At 36.9% G+C, this 23,908-nt stretch carries 20 protein-coding genes; 11 read left to right on the top strand and 9 right to left on the bottom strand.

Annotated elements, in window-relative coordinates; all coding sequences use genetic code 11:
* Window positions 1-187 precede the first annotated feature (187 nt).
* Window positions 188-790 (top strand): response regulator transcription factor, encoded by a 603-nt coding sequence (locus tag D7029_RS11925; protein ID WP_194950783.1) that lies wholly within the window; start codon window positions 188-190, stop codon window positions 788-790.
* Between the two features lie 270 nt (window positions 791-1,060).
* Here the strand turns inward: D7029_RS11925 and ttrA are convergent, their stop codons facing one another.
* From ttrA to ttrB, 3 genes are read right to left on the bottom strand one after another with little or no spacing between them, the layout of a single operon-like run.
* Window positions 1,061-4,141 carry a tetrathionate reductase subunit TtrA gene (gene ttrA, locus D7029_RS11930; protein ID WP_194950784.1) on the bottom strand — a complete coding sequence of 1,027 codons (3,081 nt, stop codon included), beginning with the start codon at window positions 4,139-4,141 and terminating at the stop codon, window positions 1,061-1,063.
* Window positions 4,134-5,162, bottom strand: coding sequence for a tetrathionate reductase subunit TtrC (gene ttrC, locus D7029_RS11935; RefSeq protein ID WP_075673844.1), 1,029 nt, complete (start codon window positions 5,160-5,162; stop codon window positions 4,134-4,136). Before ttrC ends, ttrA begins: the two co-directional genes overlap by 8 nt.
* Window positions 5,159-5,902 carry a tetrathionate reductase subunit TtrB gene (ttrB, locus tag D7029_RS11940; RefSeq protein WP_072068548.1) on the bottom strand — a complete coding sequence of 248 codons (744 nt, stop codon included), beginning with the start codon at window positions 5,900-5,902 and terminating at the stop codon, window positions 5,159-5,161. The genes ttrC and ttrB overlap by 4 nt, the downstream gene beginning before the upstream one ends.
* Window positions 5,903-6,079: 177 nt before the next feature.
* On the opposite strand from ttrB, the gene ttrS reads away from it, so the two are divergent.
* The 7 genes from ttrS to D7029_RS11975 all read left to right on the top strand — a co-directional run bounded on the left by ttrS (window position 6,080) and on the right by D7029_RS11975 (window position 14,369).
* Window positions 6,080-7,843 (top strand): tetrathionate respiration histidine kinase TtrS, encoded by a 1,764-nt coding sequence (gene ttrS, locus D7029_RS11945; protein WP_194950785.1) that lies wholly within the window; start codon window positions 6,080-6,082, stop codon window positions 7,841-7,843.
* A 10-nt stretch (window positions 7,844-7,853) separates the two neighbouring features.
* Window positions 7,854-8,456, top strand: coding sequence for a tetrathionate respiration response regulator TtrR (gene ttrR / locus D7029_RS11950; protein WP_075673842.1), 603 nt, complete (start codon window positions 7,854-7,856; stop codon window positions 8,454-8,456).
* 74 nt (window positions 8,457-8,530) lie between these two features.
* Window positions 8,531-9,472 (top strand): Kdo(2)-lipid IV(A) acyltransferase, encoded by a 942-nt coding sequence (locus tag D7029_RS11955; RefSeq protein ID WP_194950786.1) that lies wholly within the window; start codon window positions 8,531-8,533, stop codon window positions 9,470-9,472.
* 273 nt (window positions 9,473-9,745) lie between these two features.
* On the top strand, window positions 9,746-10,954 hold the full coding sequence (mdtG, locus tag D7029_RS11960) for a multidrug efflux MFS transporter MdtG (RefSeq protein WP_161711396.1): 1,209 nt from the start codon (window positions 9,746-9,748) through the stop codon (window positions 10,952-10,954).
* 420 nt (window positions 10,955-11,374) lie between these two features.
* Complete coding sequence (locus D7029_RS11965) at window positions 11,375-12,910, top strand: peptide MFS transporter (RefSeq protein ID WP_088495194.1); 1,536 nt, start codon at window positions 11,375-11,377, stop codon at window positions 12,908-12,910.
* Between the two features lie 162 nt (window positions 12,911-13,072).
* Complete coding sequence (locus tag D7029_RS11970; protein WP_194950787.1) at window positions 13,073-13,852, top strand: PhzF family phenazine biosynthesis protein; 780 nt, start codon at window positions 13,073-13,075, stop codon at window positions 13,850-13,852.
* A 106-nt stretch (window positions 13,853-13,958) separates the two neighbouring features.
* Window positions 13,959-14,369: an acyl-CoA thioesterase gene (locus D7029_RS11975; RefSeq protein WP_088495192.1), complete on the top strand. Its 411-nt coding sequence runs from the start codon at window positions 13,959-13,961 to the stop codon at window positions 14,367-14,369.
* A gap of 229 nt (window positions 14,370-14,598) precedes the next feature.
* Here the strand turns inward: D7029_RS11975 and D7029_RS11980 are convergent, their stop codons facing one another.
* The 6 genes from D7029_RS11980 to D7029_RS12005 all read right to left on the bottom strand — a co-directional run bounded on the left by D7029_RS11980 (window position 14,599) and on the right by D7029_RS12005 (window position 20,248).
* Entirely contained in the window at window positions 14,599-14,916 is a 318-nt protein-coding gene (locus tag D7029_RS11980; RefSeq protein ID WP_156733666.1) for a hypothetical protein, read from the bottom strand.
* A 132-nt stretch (window positions 14,917-15,048) separates the two neighbouring features.
* Entirely contained in the window at window positions 15,049-16,836 is a 1,788-nt protein-coding gene (locus D7029_RS11985; RefSeq protein ID WP_194950788.1) for a YadA-like family protein, read from the bottom strand.
* Between the two features lie 403 nt (window positions 16,837-17,239).
* Window positions 17,240-17,869: a CatB-related O-acetyltransferase gene (locus D7029_RS11990; RefSeq protein ID WP_088495190.1), complete on the bottom strand. Its 630-nt coding sequence runs from the start codon at window positions 17,867-17,869 to the stop codon at window positions 17,240-17,242.
* A gap of 255 nt (window positions 17,870-18,124) precedes the next feature.
* Window positions 18,125-19,216, bottom strand: coding sequence for an NADH:flavin oxidoreductase/NADH oxidase (locus tag D7029_RS11995; protein WP_194950789.1), 1,092 nt, complete (start codon window positions 19,214-19,216; stop codon window positions 18,125-18,127).
* A gap of 172 nt (window positions 19,217-19,388) precedes the next feature.
* Window positions 19,389-19,667 (bottom strand): DUF2798 domain-containing protein, encoded by a 279-nt coding sequence (locus tag D7029_RS12000; RefSeq protein ID WP_088495188.1) that lies wholly within the window; start codon window positions 19,665-19,667, stop codon window positions 19,389-19,391.
* Between the two features lie 242 nt (window positions 19,668-19,909).
* Window positions 19,910-20,248, bottom strand: coding sequence for a DUF5713 family protein (locus tag D7029_RS12005; RefSeq protein WP_228766675.1), 339 nt, complete (start codon window positions 20,246-20,248; stop codon window positions 19,910-19,912).
* Between the two features lie 252 nt (window positions 20,249-20,500).
* Here D7029_RS12005 and D7029_RS12010 point away from each other — a divergent pair, with 252 nt between their 5' ends.
* The 3 genes from D7029_RS12010 to D7029_RS12020 all read left to right on the top strand — a co-directional run bounded on the left by D7029_RS12010 (window position 20,501) and on the right by D7029_RS12020 (window position 23,900).
* Complete coding sequence (locus tag D7029_RS12010) at window positions 20,501-21,142, top strand: hypothetical protein (RefSeq protein WP_194950791.1); 642 nt, start codon at window positions 20,501-20,503, stop codon at window positions 21,140-21,142.
* Between the two features lie 688 nt (window positions 21,143-21,830).
* The gene (locus D7029_RS12015; protein WP_088495185.1) at window positions 21,831-22,496 is read left to right on the top strand and encodes a response regulator transcription factor; all 666 of its coding nucleotides are present in this window, start codon (window positions 21,831-21,833) and stop codon (window positions 22,494-22,496) included.
* A complete protein-coding gene (locus tag D7029_RS12020; protein ID WP_194950792.1) occupies window positions 22,497-23,900 on the top strand; it encodes an ATP-binding protein in 1,404 nt (467 codons plus the stop codon).
* Window positions 23,901-23,908: the final 8 nt, after the last annotated feature.

Consider the following 23,908-nt stretch of genomic DNA (forward strand, 5'->3'; position numbering starts at 1 on the left):
TAAACCAACTCTTTCGGTATAAAAATAATTAGTTATATTAATAAATCAACTTCTATTTAATGGAAAAATAATCATAACCTTTTTATTCGATATATCTTCAAAAAAAGAACATATAAGCCGAATTGACATAAAATGATGTTGTCTTTATTTTAATAAATTAAAACGGCTACAAACAAGGAAGTTATTTGTGAAAGTATTAATTATTGATGAATGTTTTTTTACTCGTAATGGTATAAAACATTATTTTTCGAAGAGAAATGTAAGACATGAAATAGTTGACATATCATCTATACAAGAAGCAAATAATTATATTAATCACTCAATGCCAGATATTATATTTATTGATCTTACAAGATATTGTCGGGAAATAGCACATTGTCCACATTTGCAGTTCTTTTTTATTTCAACAAGAAGTTGCCGTCTTTATCTTTATATTGATGCAAACTACCCAGACAAAGAAAGACCTATCGCATTGACAAATAACTGTTTTATCTTTCCTAAAAAGATCCTTCCTTGGGTGCTTGAAAAGACATCTTTATTCACTTCTCGGTGCCAAGTTTTCTTTCCAACCTATAAACATTCATTATGCTCTATTTTTAGTTTACAAGAGCAAAAAATAATTAATTACTGGATGAGCGAAATACCTAATCATCAAATAGCAAAAAAGCTGTCTATTAGTAGTAGTACTGTATATTCACATAAAAGGCATATTACTGAGAAGATTAATGTAAAAAATAGAATTGAGTTATTTTTCATATATAACATTTTAAAATACATATATGAGAAATAATCCGATTATATTTTAATAGAAAAAATAAGCAGAAGAAAAAAGGAGTCCAATTCCCATTATTACTCACTGTAAGTGAGGTGGCTAATATGCGTGTTGGCCACCTTAAATTTATTATAATATTATGTATGTAGGGTACATGTGATATTAAAATAATTAAACTGATATAGTTCTATCTTATAAAAGATAAAGTAAAACTGATTTGTAGTGCGATCACTTCACTCTTGTTTTTAATAAAGAGTGAAGTGATTATTTAAAAGACTAAACTAATAATTAAGCTATACGCTCAATCTTAGCAGGCAAGCCTTGACGAACAGATGCACCAGATACCCAATCTAACCATGTATTAGTGATTTGACGTGTTGGATCGGCAAACCCTAAATCATTAAGGTTGATACCGTTACCAATACCTTTATCCATTGGTAATGGTTGTTCATCTAAGTAATGCTGACGAGAGCCTAACTCTTGATGCCCATATCCATGTTCAATCGCTAAAACACCCGGCATTACGCCGTCTAGTAAGCTGATTTCTGCTTCAACTTGCCCACCAGGTGTAACAATGCGAACTTTATCACCATGATTAACACCCCATTTTTTGCCATCTTGAGGGTTAATTGCGACTAAGTTACTCGGTTTCACCATTCTTAAACGTTGGATCATGCCTGTCGAACTACTTACCACATGAGATTTAAAGGACATTAATTTTAATGGCCATTGATCTTCAGGATAGTGCTGATGAATATCACTACCATCTGATAAACGCGGTGGATAATAAGTCGGGCAGCCACTATAACGTTCACCGGTTATTGCATGATGGTTTTTAGCAACTTCTTCATTCCAAATCTGCAATGGTTTTTTCCACTGTGGCCCAGTTTCATCGCCATTCCATGCTTTTTCATAAGGAGCAAAACGACCGCCACGTGTATAGATATACGCAACTTGAAGAACTTCTTCATTTTTTAACGTTGACGTTATCGCAGGTAAAATACGGTCTACACCACTCAATAGAATATCTTCATTGGTTGCTGGTGCGACAGGTTTCTCACCCATAAATGCCATATTAGCTGCAACACGTAAATAGTAGTCTTCTGCACTATTGATTGGATAGAAATTGCCATCCATATCTTCAATTGCTTTCTCACCAAAGCCCGGTAAATCTAAAGCTTTTGCCACAGCAATACAGAATGTTTCCATTGAAATTGGCTGACCATCTGCTGTTTTTGCAACACGCGGTTCAATAATCGGCCAACGCGCTGTACTTGCTTTAGTTTGAACACCAGACCAAGGTGCACTAAAACCCCAGCTTTCAAAGTTATGCGTATCAGGAACAATATAATCGGCTAGCGCTGTTGTTTCATTCATAAAGGCATCAATACCAATAATTAAAGGTAGATGCTTCGGATCTTTCAGACGCTCTTCCATCACTTGGCGAATACCTGCAATCCCATAAATAGGGTTGGTCATATTCGTTATCCATGCTTTCAATGAATAAGGATAACCTGCTAATGCAGAGCCTAGTTGCTCAGTTAATTGTCCAGCCGCAAACGGATACCAAGGTGCTTTTGCAGGATATGGAGATTCCCCTTTCTCTACGCGCTCACGGTACTCATCAGATTTTTCATAGGCTGCTTTACTGCGTGATAACACCATGCCTTTTGGTTTAACTTTGCCTTTAAAGCTATCCATTTTGTAACATGGACCATCAGTTGCACCATTAAACTTACCGCCACCAACAGATACTCCACCTTTAAGGTTTAAGTTACCTATTAGCGCATTAAGCATAATTACGCTCCATGCTGTATAGAAACCATTACCACCCATCATGCCACCATGAGAGATAACTGCGGCTTTTCGACCATATGCCGTAAATTCACGCCCTAATGCAGCAATAGTTGTTTCTGGTACTTTACAACGCTCACTGTATTCTGCCAGTGTCATACGTTTAGCGGCTTCATCAAGTAATTGGAAACTTGATTTAACCGTAACAGTAGCGCCAGTTTTTAATGTCACTGTATGCGTAGCAAACAATTGGGCTTTATCAATTTGGGTTGATGGAACTAATTCACCTTCAAGTGATAAAACTAAGGTTTGCTCTTCCCCTTCTGCAACATCATTAAAATGTGCAGTTGTCAGCATTTGCCCTGACAGAGGGTGTTTTTCATCACTGATCACAAGGTGAGTCGCATTTGTCCAGCTTTTCTCACCCACATTTTTCATTGAAACTTCGCTTGGCACTGACAGATATTCTGCATTGTAGCGATTGTTTTCAATGATCCAGCGGATCATCCCCATGACTAAAGCCGCATCTGTTCCCGGTTGAACAGGAACCCAATGTCCATGATCGTTAGCTAATGTCGTTGTTAACGGTAATGCCGGCGCAACAACTACATAATTGAACGAATCACGAATACGAGCATTAGCTAATTGACGACCTTGACGCTTAAATGGGTTACCTGATTGTGCCGGTGATGTTCCTAAGAACAGCGCAAATTCAACGTAATCCCAGTCAGGTTTAACGTGGGCGTTTTTATCTAAATCGTTCATCAACGCACCAGAACCCGCTCGGTACGCTAATCCACAATAAGAGCCATGAGCACCAAAGTTTTTACTACCAAATGAGTTTTGAGCAAAGCGACGAATAAACGTATCACGTCCATCATCACCCGCATTTGTCATTAATAATTGGTTAGCTTTAGGGCCTAAAGCAGGTTGCTTTGGATCGATTAAAGTATCTAAATCGCGAATAGCACGTAAACCATCAACATGACCTTCACCAAAGAGATCGCCACCTTCTACAATTTCTTGGATCAACTGCTCAAAACTGATGCGTTTCCATTTACCTTCACCGCGTTTACCCACACGTTTCATCGGTTCAAGAATACGAGTTGGGCTATCTAAGCTTTCCATCATGGTTGCACCACGAGCACAAGCTGTAGAACGGTTTTCTAAACCACTTTCACCCCCCATTTTTTCAAATGCTTCTTTAATTGGCATGTTATAGCCAAAGTGGTGATCATGAGAAAGTGGGTGGTAAGGGTTACCTGCAATACGTAAAACTTTATTGTTTGCTCTATCAACACGGGCACGAACACCGCATTGTGTCCAACAACCAAAACATTGTGTCATACAAACAGATTGATCTGTATTCGCTTGCCATTTTGCGTCTTTTACGACTTTACCTTCAGGTAATAAAGAGTTTCCGTTGATCCTATCAAGTGTCACTTTGCCCGAGGTGCCATCAACTAAACCATCTATGGCACGTTTAGCAACATCGCGGTAGCTGGCAGCAAATGCGGCAATACCACCGATAACTAACCCACCTTTAAGCCATTGACGTCTTGTAAACTTAGCCATGCTGCACTCTCCTGACAACCCAACGAATACTTTCTCTAAATAAAATGGTTAACGCTATCCATAATCCAAATGTACCAACAATTGCCATCAGTCCATCATTACCTAGCGTAAACTCATAAGGGTTTGTAATTATGTTATATTTTGGAATGTATTGAGCACCCATCAACATCAACCAGCGTAATACCCACGCAAGTCCCATTGATACAAATGCCATGATGGTAATAAATGCAACCGAACGTGCTTGTTTTGCCATCAAAAGTCCCATCGCGACAGAGATAACCCATAGTGTGATAACCCCCATAGCACTCCACCAGCCAAGACTTCCCATTGCTAATTGTTCTCTGATTGCTTGACCTGAAATCGTATCGCCAGCAACCCAAAAGCCCGTACATACTGCTAATAACATCAGTGAACTGACAAACCACATCGCTAATTCACGCTGATGTACCGGTTCACGACGCGTTCCTAATGCCAGTAATGTTGGTAACACTTGCATTGCACTAAAGAACAACAGTATTGGTAACCAATAGGTATACAACACAGGTCTTGCTTTTAAGATAGAGGCTTCACGACCTGTATATAACAGCAAACCAATCGCCGTTAATGAGCAAGCTAATGCAACCCAACGCGTTAATTTATATTCACGCTTCCACACTAAGCGAACAACCATCGCTGCAAAGTAGAGCATACTAAACGCTGAGAATAACGGTAGTAACAGTGAACCCCATGCCATCCATGACCACGGTGTTGGATAAGCATAGAAATGCCACACACGAGCTGTTTGGTGTAAATCTGCCGTTAATGCAAGAGGTGCCGTAATACCGGCTGTTACTGCAATAAATACAGCAACCGCTTCTAAACGTTGATTACCTGCACTGCCTTTCCAGCACTGCCAGCACGCATAAAGCGTTGCACTACAAGCAATACCAATAAAAAAGAAATATTGCACAGCCCAAGGTAACCAAAAATATTCTTGAGGGATCGCGATGACTTCTTGAATTTGAGAAACTTGCGGGATCATGAGTGAACCTCCTGCTGCCATAATGCGGGTTGTCCTTGACCTGCTAACGGTTGTACAAATGCATCATCGAGGCCGAGATAGAAAACTTGTGGCAATGTGCCGCTTTCTGGTTTTAATACTTTCAGCTCTTTTTCATGTGTACGCAGCATTTTGCTGATAGTGCTATTAGGATCTTTCATATCGCCGATAATACGAGCACCGCCGACACAAGATTCAACGCACGCTGGCAGTAATCCAACTTCGAGGCGATGTGCACAGAAAGTACATTTATCTGCTGTTTGTGTTGAGTGATTAATAAAACGAGCATCATAAGGACATGCTTGAACACAATAAGCACAGCCAACACAACGTTCATTATCAACAACGACAATACCGTCTTTGCGTTGGAAAGTTGCTTGAACAGGGCAAACTGGCACACAAGGTGGTTCATCACAATGGTTACACAATCTAGGCAGTAAGACGTTGGTTATCCCCTCTTGCCCCTTGATAGCAACCTGATATTGGTTTACTGTCGTCCTAAATTGTCCTTGAGGAGTCTGATTCTCAATATTGCAGCTTACTGTACAGGACTGGCATCCTACACAACGACGTAAATCAATCAGCATTCCGTAGCGTTTATCTTCCGAGCCCTCACGACGCTCAGGTGATAATTTAATGCCGGCTTCAGCTAAAGGAACCAGTGAAGCACCCGCAGTAAGGACCCCTAATTGTTGTAGAAATTTTCGTTTTCCAAGATCCATATTTGTCTCCAGCATCACTCAATAACACAATCTCACAATGAGTGAAGGAAATAGAAATTTAAAAGTATGTGTTTTGTTATAAGTGCATTGTAAAAATTACTGAAGACAACACCTATTGTGGTTTACCACATACCAAGTGCGAACTTGATCCAAAACAATATTTAACATTAGATATTTATGACGATAAAACAGACAATTGGGATAAGAAACGCAGTAAGCATCGGGTTATTACTGCTCTTTTTTGTACTTCCTCTACAAGCCACTGCAAAAGAGTGGACAATCGGTGTTTTAGCATTACGTGGTGATGCATCAACTCAAAGACACTGGCATCCGCTTGTTGACACCTTAAATGAACAATTTCCGTCAGAAAAGTTTGTATTAGTGCCGTTAAATCTGGAAGAGATGAAATTAGCGGTTGCAAAGAAAAATGTTGATTTCTTACTCACAAATCCTGCGCAATTTGTTCAATTAGATAATGCATTTCCATTACGTTGGCTGCTCTCTTTACGCTCCGGCTATGAGCCTGATAACACCACGCGAAATGTCATTGGTAGCCTAATTCTCGTTCGTAACGATAGCCCGATTACTTCTGCCCATGAATTAATCGGAAAACGCGTTGGCGCCATCGCACCAGACGCCTTTGGCGGCTATCTTTTAGGTTATAAAGCGCTACGAGAAGAAGGCATTGATCCTGATAAAGACTTCACATTGCGTTTCACGGGTTTTCCAGCCGACGCTTTGCTTTATCTCTTACGAGATGAAGATATTAACGCAGCAATTATCCCTGTTTGTTTACTGGAAAATATGGATCATGAAGGGCTTATTCGTAAAAGTGATTACCGCCCCGTGATTTCCTATCAAACCAATACTCCTTGCTTAACCAGTACACCGCTCTACCCTAATTGGTCATTTGCAGCACTAGATACTGTTCCTGATGAGCTTGTTGATAAAGTCACTCGCGTTTTACTCACCGATGACAGTAAACCGATGAAATGGGGAGCACCAGCTTCACATACTCAAGTTGAAAATCTATTAAGAGAAGTCAATCAACACCCTCGACAAAGACAGCTTTGGCAAGATGCACAAAGTTGGGCTATTCAGCACCAATTTATTATTGGCCTTTCATTGGCAGCCATTCTTTTTCTCATCCTAAACCAAGTCTGGATCAGCTATTTAGTTAGGCGTCGTAGTCGCCAACTAGAACATGCCCACAATCGATTAAGACAACAGAAGGAAGAGCTAGAACACGCTCAGCGCTTAAATATATTGGGAGAAATGGCATCGGGATTTGCTCATGAACTTAATCAGCCTCTTTCTGCTATTAAAAGCTATGCACAAGGGAGTGTTATTCGCCTTAAAAAAGAGAGTGAATCGCACCCATTGCTACCTGCATTGCAACAAATAGATAATCAGGCACAGCGCGGTGCTGATATCATTAGAAATCTACGTTTATGGGTTGGAAAACAAACACCTAACACCGATACAATTTTGCTTTCTCATCAAAATATTGCGGAGTGTATTCAACATATCTGGAAGCTCTTACGCGTAGAAGATAAATATCCACAGGTTTCATTGATCACCCATGTTGATGAACATGATACCCTGTGTTTACCCGAAACATTATTAGAGCAAATTTTATCGAATTTAATCACCAATAGTCTCCAAGCTGGCGCTAAAGTACTAAAAATTAGTACTCATAAGGCTCCTGATAGATTGCTTATTGTCATTGAAGATGATGCGGGTGGAATGAGCCATAGCCAACTTGAACAACCCTTTTCCCCATTCCAAACAACAAAAACGGAAGGACTTGGATTAGGTTTGGTGATTTGCCAACGTTTATTACTTTCTCAAGGTGCTGATATTCATATTGAAAACCAAAAGAATGAACAAAATAAAGTTGGAATAAAAATTACACTTATTTTCCCTAACAAAAATAAATAACGGAGAAAAAATGCCAACAATTCATCTTGTTGATGATGATCTTGCTGTCACTGATGCTTGTCAGTTTTTATTAGAAAGCTTAGGTTATTCAGCCCATGTTTGGAATGATAGCGAGTTCTTTATCAACAATGTCAATCTCTATCAGCAAGGTGTTGTCTTGTTAGATATGAGAATGCCAAAACCCGACGGCAGACAAGTCCACCAGCATTTAATTGATAAACACAGTACACTTTCTGTGATTTTTTTAACTGGTCATGGCGATATTCCTATGGCAGTTGAAGAGATCAAAAAAGGAGCTATCGACTTCCTGCAAAAACCCGTTGATAGCAATGCATTGTTATCTGCATTAGATGCAGCATTTCTTGAAACCAATACACGTTTTACCGCACATGATATTCGCCGCCGTTATGCTTCATTAACCCCAAGAGAAAAAGATATTGCTTATTATGTTATTCAAGGATTAATGAACCGAGAAATAGCAGAAGTTGCTTGTGTTTCAATAAGAACCGTCGAAGTTCATCGAGCAAAAGTGATGGACAAAATGGCAGCTAAAAATATTGCTGAATTGGTGACTGCACTACAAGGCATCGAAATAATTTCACCTAATTTATGACAAAATTTCTTATCTGCGCTAAAAAGTGTCACAATATAAGATATTCATTGGAAAAATAGTAAATAGATAGGCTTATGATAAAGTCACCCCCATTTAAAAAATCATTTTTGCAGCCTAAATATTGGCTGACTTGGTTCGGGATCGGATTACTCTATATTCTGGTTCTCCTTCCTTATCCTGTCATTTATTGGCTAGGGACACGCTTAGGCCGCTTTTCGAAAGTTTTTTTAAAGAAACGCGTCCAAATAGCGGAACGTAATCTTGAGCTCTGTTTTCCACAGATGCCAAAAAGTGAGCGAGAAGCCTTAGTTAATAAAAATTTTGAATCCGTTGGTATGGGATTATTCGAAACTGGCATGGCATGGTTTTGGCCTGAATGGCGCGTCAAACGTTGGTTTAAAGTCAGCGGACTTGAAAATGTCTCAATGATTCAAGAAAAAGGACAAGGCATTTTGCTCATTGGCATCCATTTTCTAACACTTGAACTGGGTGCTCGAATTTTTGGTATCTATAACCCTGGAGTTGGTGTTTATCGCCCTAACGATAATCCCGTTATGGACTGGCTACAAACATGGGGTCGATTACGTTCTAATAAATTTATGATCGACAGAAAAGATGTCAAAGGCATGATCCGCAGTTTAAAAGCAGGTGAAATTGTTTGGTATGCACCTGATCATGATTATGGCCCTCGTAAAAGTGTTTTTGTGCCTTTATTTGCAGTTGATAAAGCGGCAACAACAACGGGAACTTATATTCTGGCAAGAACCAGCAAACCCGCACTCATTCCATTTACCCCAAAACGCTTACCTGAAGGTAAGGGTTATGAGTTAATTATCTCTCCTCCTGTTGCTGATTTTCCTGTTGATAATGAGGAAAATACCGCTAGAGCGATGAATAAAGTGGTTGAACAAGAGATTTTACGCGCACCAGACCAATATATGTGGTTGCATCGTCGCTTTAAAACTCGCCCAGAAGGTGACGCTTCTTTATATAACGAAATAAAGAAAGTACACTAATCACAAAGTGGCTGTTCTATTCCAAAACAGCCACTTTGTAATATTACGATATACTGAAATAACAATAATAAAATCAATAACAGCACAAGCTGTAAACTCCTGCAAAAACACATTATAAGAGCAAGACCTATCGCACTTATTCTGTATCATGGCTATATTCTTATTCATCATAAAATAAGAAAACCGACTCGCTGTTGCCACGCTCAACATCGCTACGGTTATTTTCAGCCTATTCTCTTGGTTTGCTCTCTCGTTCTCGGCTAAAGGAGTAACATGGATCTCAAGCCCCGAAATAATTCTTGGAAACGTAATCTCTATATTGTCTGGTTTGGCTGTTTTCTAACCGGCGCTGGTTTTAGTCTGATCATGCCTTTTCTTCCTCTCTATGTAGAAGAACTGGGTATAACCGACCATGAAGAGCTTAATCTTTGGACGGGTGTTGCATTTAGTATTACCTTCCTTTTTTCTGCTATCGCAGCGCCTTTTTGGGGAAAATTATCAGATAGAAAAGGTCGAAAATTAATGCTGTTGCGTTCAGCTCTTGGTATGGCGATCGTGATGGTATTAATTGGATTTGCACAAAATATATGGCAATTACTGGTATTACGTGCCTTGCTAGGTGTATTAGGTGGCTTTGTTCCGAATGCAAATGCGTTAATTGCCACTCAAGTCCCCGTTAAAAAAAGCGGCTGGGCATTAGGTACACTTTCAACAGGTGCAGTGAGTGGTGCGTTAATAGGCCCTCTAATTGGCGGTATGCTTGCCGATCTCTATGGTTTACGTCCTGTCTTCTTTATTACTTCAGCCGTTTTATTTATTTGCTTTTTAGTCACCCTCTTTTTCGTCAGCGAGAACTTTACGCCTGTTTCTAAAAAAGACGCACTAACCACAAAACAGGTCTTTTCATCGCTTAAGAACAAAAGACTCGTGGTATGCCTGTTTTTCACCACAATGATCATTCAAGTGGCAACGGGCTCTGTTACGCCTATTTTGACGCTTTATATCCGAGAATTAACAGGATCAGTCAACAATCTTGCCTTTATCAGTGGTGTTATCGCCTCTGTACCCGGTATCGCTGCACTTATTAGCGCCCCTCGTTTTGGTAAATTAGGTGACCGAATTGGCCCTGATAAAGTCCTTATCTTTACCCTAGGGCTCTCTATTTTTATGTTAATTCCAATGGCGCTGGTCAGTAGTTATTGGGAGCTTGGTGCACTACGTTTTTTACTTGGTGCAGTCAATGCCGCTATGTTACCTGCAGTGCAAACACTTATCCTCTATAACATTACGCCTGCGATTGCAGGTCGAATTTTCAGCTATAACCAAGCACTAAGAGATGTTGGAAATGTTACAGGACCGTTAATGGGCGCTTTTGTTGCTGCAAGCTATGGATTTAGAGCTGTTTTTTATTTCACCGCAGCCGTTGTCTTTTTTAATCTAATTTACTCTTGGTTAAGCTTTAGAAGACCACAAGAAAAGTAGTCAAAAAATCTACAAATAAGATCAGTTAATAGTTTTTTTTCTTCAAAAAATTACACTTTTACATTTAAATGCCCAATTGTTACTTTTTTTATTCTATTTTTTGTAATTTATTGTTTATTAAGAATATTCTCACCCCCTATTTGTTAAGACCTCTAAAATTTTCTTGTCCTCTTTTTTCAAAAAATTGCAAGGTTAACTATTGCAAAATGAGATTTTTATCGACTTTTGCACCAAAAAATGGTTTATAAAGTATTAAATATACTTTTAGTCGCTGAATTCTGACAAAAGTATGTTAAAAATATATTAATTAAATGCAGTGGATATTGATAACAGAATGAAATAATTTTGTTTCACCACTTGCTGCTATTTTGTTCTTTTTACTTGCAAACGACCTGTAGAGGTTTTTTTTGGGAATTTAAGATGCAATCTACTCACTCAAAATCTAGCCGAACTTTCTTTGGCCACCCATATCCATTAAGCTCCCTTTTCTTCACCGAAATGTGGGAACGCTTTTCTTTCTATGGTATTCGCCCATTATTAATCCTATTTATGGCGGCAACCGTTTATGAGGGTGGCATGGAAATCCCCAGAGAGCAGGCATCTGCTATTGTGGGTATTTTCGCAGGCGGTGTTTATTTAACATCACTGCCTGGAGGTTGGCTCGCTGATAACTGGTTAGGTCAACGCCTAGCCGTATGGTATGGCTCTATCTTTATCGCTTTAGGGCACCTATCCATCGCACTTTCTGCGTTTTGGTCACAAGACCTATTCTTTATCGGTTTATTACTGATTGTATTGGGTACGGGGCTATTTAAAACCTGCGTAACTGTGATGGTAGGAACCTTATATAAAAGGGATGATACTCGCCGTGATGGTGGATTCTCCTTATTTTATATGGGTATCAATATGGGCTCATTTATTGCACCACTCATCACGGGTTTCTTAGTACGTGATTATGGCTGGCATTGGGGCTTTGGTATTGGTGGGATTGGTATGCTTGTTGCGTTACTGATTTTCCGCTTTTACGCAGTACCTACCATGCGTCGCTTTGATAGCGAAGTCGGTTTAGATTCAAGTTGGGATCGCCCAACTGTTGTTCGTCGTAATGTCGGTCAATGGATCTTAGCGTTATCTGTTGTTCTTATGGCAATTGTTGGTCTTATTATTTCTGGCGTTATTCCTTTTAACCCAGTTGTTGTGGCCAACTTTATGGTCTATGTAATTTCCGGTAGTGTTATTGCCTATTTTATCTATTTATTCCTATTTGCTGGATTAAGTAGTAGTGACCGCTCTCGCTTATTTGTTTGTTTCCTCTTATTGGTTTCAGCAGCCCTTTTCTGGTCTGCATTCGAACAAAAGCCGACATCATTTAACTTATTTGCTAACGACTATACTGACTTAAACTTTATGGGATTTGAGATCCCTGCGGTTTGGTTCCAATCTGTAAACGCCCTGTTTATTATTATTCTTGCGCCAGTATTTAGCTGGTTATGGCCAATGATGGCACGTAAGAATATGAATTTAAGCAGCATGAGTAAGTTTGTAATTGGTATTTTATTTGCAGCGGGTGGCTTTACCGTCATGATGTTTGCATCTGAAAGCGTTATTGCAACAGGACAAGGTGTTTCACCGCTTTGGTTAATTGGCAGTATCTTATTACTGACATTAGGTGAATTATGCTTAAGCCCAATTGGGCTTGCCACAATGACTATTTTAGCGCCTGCTAAAATGCGTGGTCAGGTTATGGGATTATGGTTCTGTGCAAGCGCATTAGGTAATTTGGCAGCAGGTCTAATGGGTGGAAATATCCGTCCAGACAAACTCGATGTCATGCCTGATTTCTTCTCTCATGTTTCTATCGCTCTGGTTATTTGTGCCGTTGTTCTTGCTGCACTGATTATTCCAGTTCGTAAGCTTTTACAAAGCGCAGATAACAAAGAGAAAGCACAAGCTTAATCTAATGCGTTAATTATTAAAGCCATGTCTAATTACTTAGGCATGGCTTTTTGCTTTTATATCCTACAATTCAAACACTGTTTTTAAGTATTGCACCCGATATTTAAAACACTTAATCTCATTACCTTCCATTTATTGATAGTTTATTACTAAGGTAATGCGATGACTGTTCTTCCTATTTATTATGTTAATGCTTTTTCCTCTATGCCTTTTTCAGGAAATCCCGCAGCTGTCGTTTTGTTAGAAGAATGGTTGCCTGATGACACCTTAATTACACTTGCTAGTGAGATTAATTTACCTGAAACCGCTTTTTTAGTTGGCGACCATATTCGTTGGTTTACACCTAAAATTGAAGTTCCTCTTTGTGGACACGCAACATTAGCCACTGCTTTTGTACTAAAAACCATAAAACAGTCCCCTCATGATCTCTTTAAATTCCAGTCTCTTTCAGGTGAGCTCACTGTTTCTTGCCATGACGCCCTTTTTACACTTAATTTCCCAGCGATACCTGCGACATTAAATAACGATATAAAGTCAGCTCTTGAAGAAAAATTAGCATTACAAATCGATGAAGTTTGGCAAGCACGTGATCGCTATGTTTGCTTTTTATCTGATCCAGAAACAGTCATTAACTACCAACCTGATTTCACTCAAATCGCACAGTTGCCTTTACCTGGCGTTATTATCACAGCTAAAGGTCATGCTCCTTTTGACTTTATTTCTCGCTTCTTCGCCCCCGTAAAAGGCGTAAATGAAGATCCTGTTACTGGCACATCACATTGTGTATTAGCGCCAATTTGGGGTAATAAACTCAATAAAACACAGTTACAAGCAAGACAAGTTTCAAAACGCGGTGGAAATATTGACTGTGTGCTAAAAGATAATCGCGTTTTACTGACAGGAGATGCTGCACTCTTTTTAACTGGCGAAATAACCTTTTAATTACAGACGGCATAATCAGTCATTCATCTACTTTGCTTTCAATTTACTCTATTTTATACTGTGGGGAATTTCTCCCTACAGTATTAAAGAAGAAGGCTTTATTGTTATGTCCATCTCTGACTTATCTCCTGAACTACAAGATAAAATTAAAAATTCAGTCACCCGTGTTTCTAAAGTCATATTTCCTACCACCACCAATCACCACTCAACACTCTTTGGCGGCACAGCATTAGCTTGGATGGACGAAGTTTCATTTATCACCGCCACCCGCTTTAGCCGTAAACGTCTAGTAACAGTTTCAACTGAGAAAATAAATTTTAATCACCCTATTCCATCAGGTACGATTATTGAATTGGTGGGTGAAGTTATTCGTGTTGGACGTACAAGTTTAACGGTAAATGTTTCTATTTTTCTTGAAGATATGTACGCAGAAGGCCGTGAAGAAGTGATCCACGGTCAGTTTAATTTTGTTGCGGTTGATAGTGACGGAAAACCAACGCCATTATTCGATAAATAGTATTTATAGAGAGATTTGTCATACTTTTTATCTCTCTTAGTTAAAAACAACATTATTTTATTATGTTCTTTATTATTTTGAATAATAACAAAGTATTAAGATCATTAATTTAAATGGATGTTTTTCAAGCAATACAAAATACCCAATAAAATCAATGAATAATACGATTACTAACATGTAAGACAAGAGTTATCCACAGTTAATGTGGATAACTGAATAAGTCCAAAAATTAGAGAACACAGATTTTTGTTACTGCAAATTCAATCTGACAAATGGTCAATTTCCTTCCCGCCGTTGCACTTTCAGCAATAACAATATCCGTTAATTGTGAATACTGTCGCCCTACTTCAAGCGCTAATTCAATGGTGGGTTCAATCAGTAAGATCACCCCAATCTTTTCAAGTTCAACAGGAAAGTCTGCAAGTGATCTAAATTGCACCACTTGTTTTATCTTATTTTTAGCAATTTCTTGTGCTTTTTCCGTTGCGACTTGATTAACTCTTGCTTGTTTTTCAAAATCACCACCACCTGAATGAAGATAAATCATATTTTACTCACATAGAAAACAAAGGCTGTTACCTTTATTATTCAAATCAAAGGCATAAAAGCCAGCAGAATGATAAAAAAGCAACAACCTTATCTCTACTTTTTATCCTATTAAACACAATACAAAAGTGCTTTACCAACCATAAGAAACACCGCCGCCAACAACACCGCGATCTTCTGTATTCCATGAAGCTGAAACACGAATAATGGCGCTTTCTGTTATTTGATACTGAGCACCCGTTGCAAATGCATTAGCATCGCGATAATTACCCACTCCGACACCTAAACTAAATGTGTGATTAGTCACGTAAGGAATATTAGCCATCGCTGCGACAGAAGCAATCCCAGCACTTGCTCTTTTATCTGCTTTATCGATTTTATTATCCATATTCTTAAGTGCAATATCATTATCAATAAAGATATTCTTAAACTTATTATTGGTATATTCATTTGCGATAGAGATAGAATCGTGTTTTGATTTTTCAATATATTCCTTCAGCGATTCATCTCTCTCATTAATTATCGTGTTGGCCACATTTATATACTCATTCCCTTTTTGAGTAACATAGCTTTGATGTTCTTTGGTTAATTTCTCATTATTTTTTCCAATAAGCCCTTCCATACCCGATGCTATTTTACTAATCTCAATATCGGTATAACTATTGGCATTTTTTTCTGATGCGTTAACCTTTCGCTCTGTTGAAAAAATAACTTCATCTTTAATATTATTAACATGTTCAACTATTTTCTTATCATGTTCATTCACTTTAAAGTCAGTGTATTCTTTACCTTTATTTTCAACTTCAATAAATTGATTATTTGTGTGTTCTTTGATCTGTTTTTCAGACTCATTGATCCTATTATTTGTGTTTTTCTCTATTACTTCCTTAATATTATTTATTTTATTATCAGTATAATTTTCCGCACCTTTTTTTATTTCATCTGTCTTTTTATTTGTATAATTTTCAGCCTCTGTTTTTACATCAGATAACTTTCCTTCATTATAAAGATACATTTCATTTTTAACTTCATTGATATAATTAACAGTATTAGCCTGATGTTCATTGATTTTATTATCAGTATATTGGTTTGATTTTTTTTCTGCATTTTCTGCGAATGTTTTTGCCTTCAACTCACTCTCTTTTAAGACTGCTTCATTTGCCTTTGTGATATCTCTTTGTATTACCTCATTATTTTCATTTATCTGTTGAGTTGTTGCTTCAATAACCGTATTTTTTTCTTGCTCAATTTTATTATAAATAGTGGTATTATTGTCATTAATACGCTTATCTGCCTCAATAAGAATATTATCTTTTTCTTTTCTTAATTGAGAAACATTAACGGCGTCTGTATTTTCTGTACCCGCTGCAACATTAATAATTTGTCGCTGATTTTTATCACTACCGATTGATAATGTATTATTACGATTATTACTGCTATTATCACCTAATATAATCGCATTACTTGCTGATCCTGAAGACTTACTACCAATAATCACTGAATTATCTGCATTATCAGAAAGGCGACTACCACTACCTAAAATAACACCATTCTCAGCATTATTGATTGTCCCTTTCCCTATACTAATTGAATCCTTACTTTCACTATAAGCCTGAGAACCAATAGAAAGAGAACCCTCACCAATTGCCATTGCACCACTTCCCAATGACATCGCATTATCACCAATTGCTGTACTTTTATGACCTATTGCGGTTGCATTTTCACCCTCAGCCCCTGCATTAGCACCTATCGCCGTTGATTGATCAGAATGCGCCCACGTATTATATCCAACTGCCGTAGATTCATTACCATCGGCTTTACTATTCCCACCCAATAAGGTTGTATTATTTGCATAAGATAAAGGTGATGATAATAATGAAATCACTAATAACCTTACCTTGAAATCTTTATTTTTAATCATATCCACATCACTCCATAATTAATAAAGTCATATATAGAATAATATGTATTTTATTTTTTACACATTATATATCTTATAAAATAAACTAATAATAAATTGAAACTCTATTAATTAAAGATAATAACATCGTCACACAATTAACTTTATTATAAATAAACATTGTGCTTTAATTTATATTTAAATAACAATCAATAACTAAAGGAAAACAGTTAAAAAATAAAAATAAAACTCAAGCTTGAAAAATAAAATTATTGATTATCTATAAAAATAAAATATTTCCACTTTTGAGATAATGATCAAATAAAAGATAGTGCTACTCTATAAATATGAATACTATTTTTTAAATATATTAAAAGAAATACTAAGTAAAACCCCTAAGCTTATTACCACTTAGGGGGCAGTATTATTCAATAAATTGTGCTTCTGCAATTAATAATTTATCAATTGATGATTGGCATAAAAGAGGTCTGAGTGCTTCAAATTTCTTTTCTGACCATTGGTAAATCTTTAAAGATAAAAGTTGCTCAATAACTTTAGGCTCAAAACGATATTTAAGGTGTTGCGCAGGTGTTCCGCCCACAATGCTATAAGGTTCAACATTTTTGGAAACAACACTATTCGCCGCAACAATAGCGCCTTCACCAATCGTCACGCCAGGCATTATCATTGCACGCATTCCTATCCATGCACCATCATGAATATGGGTATCACCTTTACCAATATAGGCTTCCTCAATCTTGTCCATAAAAGGATAAAGTGAAAACCAATCCATACGGTGAGTATGGTTGCCGCCCATTAATATCACCGCTTGCGCACCAATACAGACATAATCGCCAATATATAACTTATCAATTTCCCACAATGGTTCCCATTGCAGGCTAACCTCGTCACCATATAGATAACGGACAACTGAAGTTTCAAAACCATCATCCCAACAATCACTGTAATAACTGTGTTGCCCTTTGATGATAATATTTTTATTTTTAACTGTTTCGTGCAGATATTCTACACGCGACCAATGTTTATTTTTCATAATATGACTCGCTATAAATTAATGAGTCATCAAAGAATGCTTCATTCTCTGATGATGTGTTCGCATTCAAAACACATCGTCTTAAGCAATCCTTGGTTGAAGTAATAAGGGATTTTTTTTCATCTTGTTTACGACCAACTTTTCCAACGCAATACACTTATGCTTGCAGTTTATCTGCACCATGATAAAGATTATCAAAGAAAAAGCCACGGATAACCTTAATTACAATCAGCGATTACCCGTGGCTTGATAATATTATTTAAAAAAGTCTTTACTACCATGAGGCGCACAACGTAAATATTGAGGTGCTACTTTTATGGTTTGTTTGAGTTTTTCCGCCGCATGCCAAGGCCAGCGAGGATCATAAAGAATACCTCTGCCTAAAGCGATAAAATCAGCCTGCTCTGTCAGTAAAATGGCTTCTGCTTGTTCTGGCTCGGTAATAAGACCAACTGTAATAACTGGCAGTTGTGTTTCATTATAAATTGCTTGAGCAAATGGTACTTGGTAATTAGGGCCTAGTTTAATTTCTTGCTTTTCTGATAATCCACCAGAAGAAACATGAATATAATGGCAACCTAACTCTTCAAGATGCTGAGTTAAAGCAATCGTACTTTCTAAGTCCCAACCACCTTCAACCCAATCTGTTGCGGAAATTCTGATACCAACACAGACATTATCAGAAACTGCATTTTTCACTGCAACAAAGACATCCACTAATAACCGACTACGATTATTAAAATCACCACCGTATTGATCCGTTCTGTGATTAGATAATGGAGATAGGAATTCGTGCAATAAATATCCATGAGCACCGTGGATCTCAATAACGTCAAATCCTGCTGACTCAGCCCTTTTAGCAGCATCAACAAAAGCTTGTTTTATCTCTTCAATTTCATCGACAGCCAGCGCATGAGGTTGATGATTCTTTCCAAAAGGTATTTCTGAAGGCGCGACTTTTTGCCATCCATTAGGAGAATCTGGCGCTAATGATGCCCCACCATTCCAAGGTAAATCAGTCGATGCCTTACGTCCGGCATGTGCAATCTGTATACCGATTTTTGCAGATGAATACTGCTTAACATTATCAACCAACTTTTTTAGTTCATTACCATGTTGGTCAGACCAAATACCTAAATCTTTATAACTAATACGACCTCTAGGCTCAACCGCTGTTGCTTCAACAATCACTAACGAAGCACCAGATAGTGCTAGCTGTCCGTAATGCATAGTGTGCCATGCGGTTGGGTAACCCTCTTGTGCTGAATATTGACACATAGGTGCAACAATAATACGGTTATCTAACTGATGGGGGCCTAATTTTTTAGGGGAGAACAACAAACTCATTTAAAGCCTCCTGCTATCAATAAGAATTTATGCAAAGAAAATGTCTTCGCTTTTCGATATACCATTTAAATATACAAGTTTAAGGCTATCGGATCTTATTCATTTAGGCGATGTTTTACTTCACATTGTGAAAAACAAAGAGATCAGCATCAATTACTGATCTCTTTGTTAATTAATCATTAGATTTGGCAGGTTTCACCAATAATAGTGAAAAACGTCTTGCGATTGGCAAGACAAATAAAACCGTAGGAAAGGCAATCATCCAAGAGATCCCCCAAGAAGTTAACCACGGGGAGATAACATGCATTCCCATTCCTAGCGATTTGACGGTACTAATAAATGCAACAATACCTGACATAATAAAAGAAAGGAAAAAGGGAACAAGAAAAATCATTGCTCGAGTAGGAAGTTTAGGAATACCTAAAAAGTAATTTTTGTCCTGAAAAGACATAGATAAAGACTCCAATAATACGATTGTACAACAGCACATAACTGCCAATACAACAGGCTAAAAAAAGTTATATGCGTTGATTAACGTAAACGCTTACGAGTCTTTTTGACCAAACTGAGAGCTAGTTTATTAATAAATATTTCTTTGTCAACTAAATTATTCTCATTATCATTTAGGCGATAATTGATAAAATTAAAGTTCATCTAGATGAGAAAACACAATAGGGTTTTCTCACCTTTTTTCTACCAATCTCTTGTTGCAATTAATTCTTCTATATCAGCATCTTCAAAGCCATATTCATCAGCGATAACGCCAAAATCTTCAGCAATACACTCTCTTGCTACTGTTTCGATCTCGCTATCTTCTTCATAAAACTCTTCAGCTAGCTCATTAAATTGATCCGTGGTTTCTTGCGTGAGAATATAAAGTTCTGCCAAATTTTTAGGTGAAGTTGCTTCTATTTTTAAACAAAGTGCTTTTAATAACTCTTGCCCTTTCTTCACAAGATGTGTTGGATAATAATTATCATTGTCCATTTCTTTTAAAAAATAATGCTCTGCTAGTACTTTATTTTTAATCATTACGAACATCCTTATCTAAGTATTTATCTTAAGGTCATTAAAGTGTACTTATTATCTTAATTACGGAAAAGTATATTACGTTTCTTAATTAAATGTCTCGCTTTTATTTCTCTGAATTTATAGAATTCTCGCCAGCAAATGGAAAATAGGCAATTAATTAAAATGGCTAAAAAAATACGATGTATATTTCTTTTTTTGACTATTGCACTGCTCTCTTTTTTGACTATTAATAAATTTTTAAAAAGCTCACCTTTGGCGACCTGGCACTTCTATGGCAATAATGGTGAATATATTACAGGTCATTACTACCCACCAGCAGAAGATGATGCAACAGATGCGGTGATCTCCATTCCAGAAAAACCAGCTAAAGAAGGTTTAACAATAACCCATTGGGATACCTGCAGTATTGAACTGAATGCTGATAATAAAACACTTTATATTTCTTATTTTACTAATGGCCTTATTCAAGCTTCTTTATCAACAAAAAACACATCTTATGTTGCATTAACTGAGCTATATTTTTATCAGCCGGATGATATGCATTGGTCAATTAATCGATTAGAGGATGGGACATACAAAGGTTGGATTTGGGATAATGTTGCAAATCAGCTTATTCCTGTTCGTTATCAGGAAGATAAAACAACAATTATTGACGGTACAAAATATACTTTAATGCCAGAAAGCTATTGGCTATTTCAACGTTGGGCTAATGGCGTTTTAGTGGAAGAGTACACATTAGATGATTTACCTGCGAAAGATGGCTTTATTCCTGATATAGATAAACAACGACTGGCTCAAGCAAAAGCCGAGCTTCAAACTACCGCGAATGAATTGGTGAAACCATTAAATTTACCATTTAATTTAATGTTGTGGGATAACTCACTTTGCAAGTGATAATAATATGTGAAATGCTCCCAGAGGGTTGGGAGCATTTCTGACACAGAATGATTTAATTTATACTAAATAACACCATCTAATTTCATGTAAATTCCTTTTATTGAAAATTTAATTCCTTTCAAGTCGTTAACTTTTACTGCAAGAGTATAGATGAATAGAGTAAATAATTTAAATCTGATAAAAATGTTGCACAACAGGGATATATTAAAACAATTATTTATTTTCAATAAAAGAATAAGACATCAATTTAATAGTTATATTACTCAATAAAATCAACATTCTATATTTATATTATTTTAAATATAAAACCTTATTTGTTAAATATTGTTTTTTAATAGACTTTACTTTTAAATCTAAAAAACCTTAAATAAAGTATTTAAGTTACCTTAGCATAATAGTATGTGATATTCTTTATTCACATTAGGATATCTACGTTAATTCTATCTAAAATAAATCTTTAAAATTAACATTAAATGCCTTCACGTGATAAAAATGAAATAAATAGTATGCTTATCTCAATCTGCTCCTAAAAATTCTAGTCATTTATTTTTAGTAAAAAATATTAAATAAAAATTTATCTTACATTAAGAGTTCATTAATCAAACCTTGCTTTACATTTTATTATATTGCTCAATTTTTATTTGGCTCTTATACTTTCTTAAGACGATTTTAGGTAGGTATTATTATGAATATTTTATTAGTTGAAGACGACTTACAACTTGGTAAAGCGCTTTGTCGCGGGCTTGAAATTGCAGGTTTTCAACCATGTTGGGTCAGATTACTTGCGGATGCTCGTGTTCAATTAAGCCAGCGCCCTTTTGATTTAATGCTATTAGATTTAGGTCTACCTGATGGTGACGGGCAAGACGAACTGATCGCACTTAGAAAAAGTGGTGAGAAAATTCCAATTATCATTTTAACTGCCCGCACACAAATTGATAATTTAGTACAAACTTTAGATTCAGGTGCAGATGATTTTTTACCAAAGCCTTTTGCTATGCCTGAACTTATTTCTCGTGTAAAAGCGGTTAGCCGTAGAATGGCTGGTTTTTCTTCACAAATATGGTCTATTGGCGATTTACAACTTAATCCAGCAAACCATCAAGTCACGTTAAATGACGAATTACTTTTATTATCAGGTAAAGAATACCAACTCTTATATGAATTAATGCGTAATACTGACAATGTGGTGCGTAAATCAGAGCTGGAACAACGTCTATTTGGTTTAGACGATAAAATTGAAAGTAATTCTCTTGAAGTACATATGCATAATTTACGGAGAAAAATAGGCAAAGAGCGCATTATCACGGTTCGTGGCGTGGGTTATTTATTAAAAAAAGAAGCTAATTAAATGAAGATCCGCTCCTTCTTTATTTACACCATTGTCCTTCAGATTATCTCCATAGTTATGCTTTGGGGCGTTTGGTTAGCTTGGATACAATTTGATTATCTTGCTGATTTCGAAAAAATTTATAATAAACAGCAAGAAATTATTGCTGAGGGTTTTGCTAATACCTTAGAAATTGTTTCTGATCAGCCAGAAGTTCTTAAAGAAGTTGCTCATAACTTACAAGGTATGTATATCGATGCCATGCTTAATGGTGAAGATGATGAATTACAATATCTGCCGTGGTTTATTGCCTTAGATGCAAATAACACCCTGATTTATACTAACCGCCCTGAGTTGCCTATTCCTACAAGAGTGCTTTCATTAGCCTCAGAAAGAGTATCTGTGGCAGGTGAAAAATGGATACTCTCTTTTAGTTGGGGTGAGAAACATAAAATAAAAGTCTTTATTGGTGAGTCGGTTGAAGATAGGGGCCATGTTATTGGTAACCCTGTTGAAGGCACCTTTGTTCCTTTCCTATTTATTCTTGCGACTGTTATTTTTGCAATCTTAATTACTGCTTATTTTAGTTTACGACCACTAAGACAAGCTGCAGAGCTTATCTCTAATCGTAAACCTCGTAATTTAACGCCGATTAATGTGGGCCAGCAATTTAAAGAAATTCGCCCTATCTTTAAAGAATTAAACCAATTAATGGCAAGAATTGATGCTGCTAATATTCGTGAAAAACAATTTATGGCGGATGCCGCCCATGAATTAAGAACACCAATAGCCGCTGTTATTGCTCAATTACACCTGCTCTCTTTAGTCGATGATCAACAAGAGCGTGAAGAAATTATTGATGATATGAAACAATCTCTTGATAGAGCGGCGGCTCTTTCTCATCAATTAATTGATTTGGCGCGATTAGAATGTGACGATTTTCCATTAAAAATAGAATCTCTTGATATCTATAACGTTATTGGAAATGCAATAGCACAACGTGTTCCTTATGCAATTACTAAAAATATTGAGCTATCACTTAATGAAGGCCACGCTTTAACGCTTAAAACTGATAAACAGGCTTTACTCTCTATATTTAATAATCTGCTTGATAATGCCATCAAATATTGCCCCAAAGGTAGCCAAGTTGAGGTAACTATTGAGAATCGATACGCGGAAGGAGTTCATGTTATCGTGCGTGATAATGGCCCAGGTGTTGCAAAAGAACATATCAATGTTCTATTTTCACGTTTTTACCGTGTTCCTGGCTCTAACGAAACAGGGAGTGGATTAGGTCTCTCTATTGCACAAAATCTCGCTAATAAAATTCAAGCATCGTTAATAGTTACTGAAGGGCTAAATAATAAAGGAATTGGTTTTATTATTGTTCTGCCTTTAGAGGCTAAATCATCAGACAGCGATTAATAGATAAC

The organism is Proteus vulgaris (assembly GCF_016647575.1).
Lineage (GTDB): Bacteria > Pseudomonadota > Gammaproteobacteria > Enterobacterales > Enterobacteriaceae > Proteus > Proteus mirabilis_B.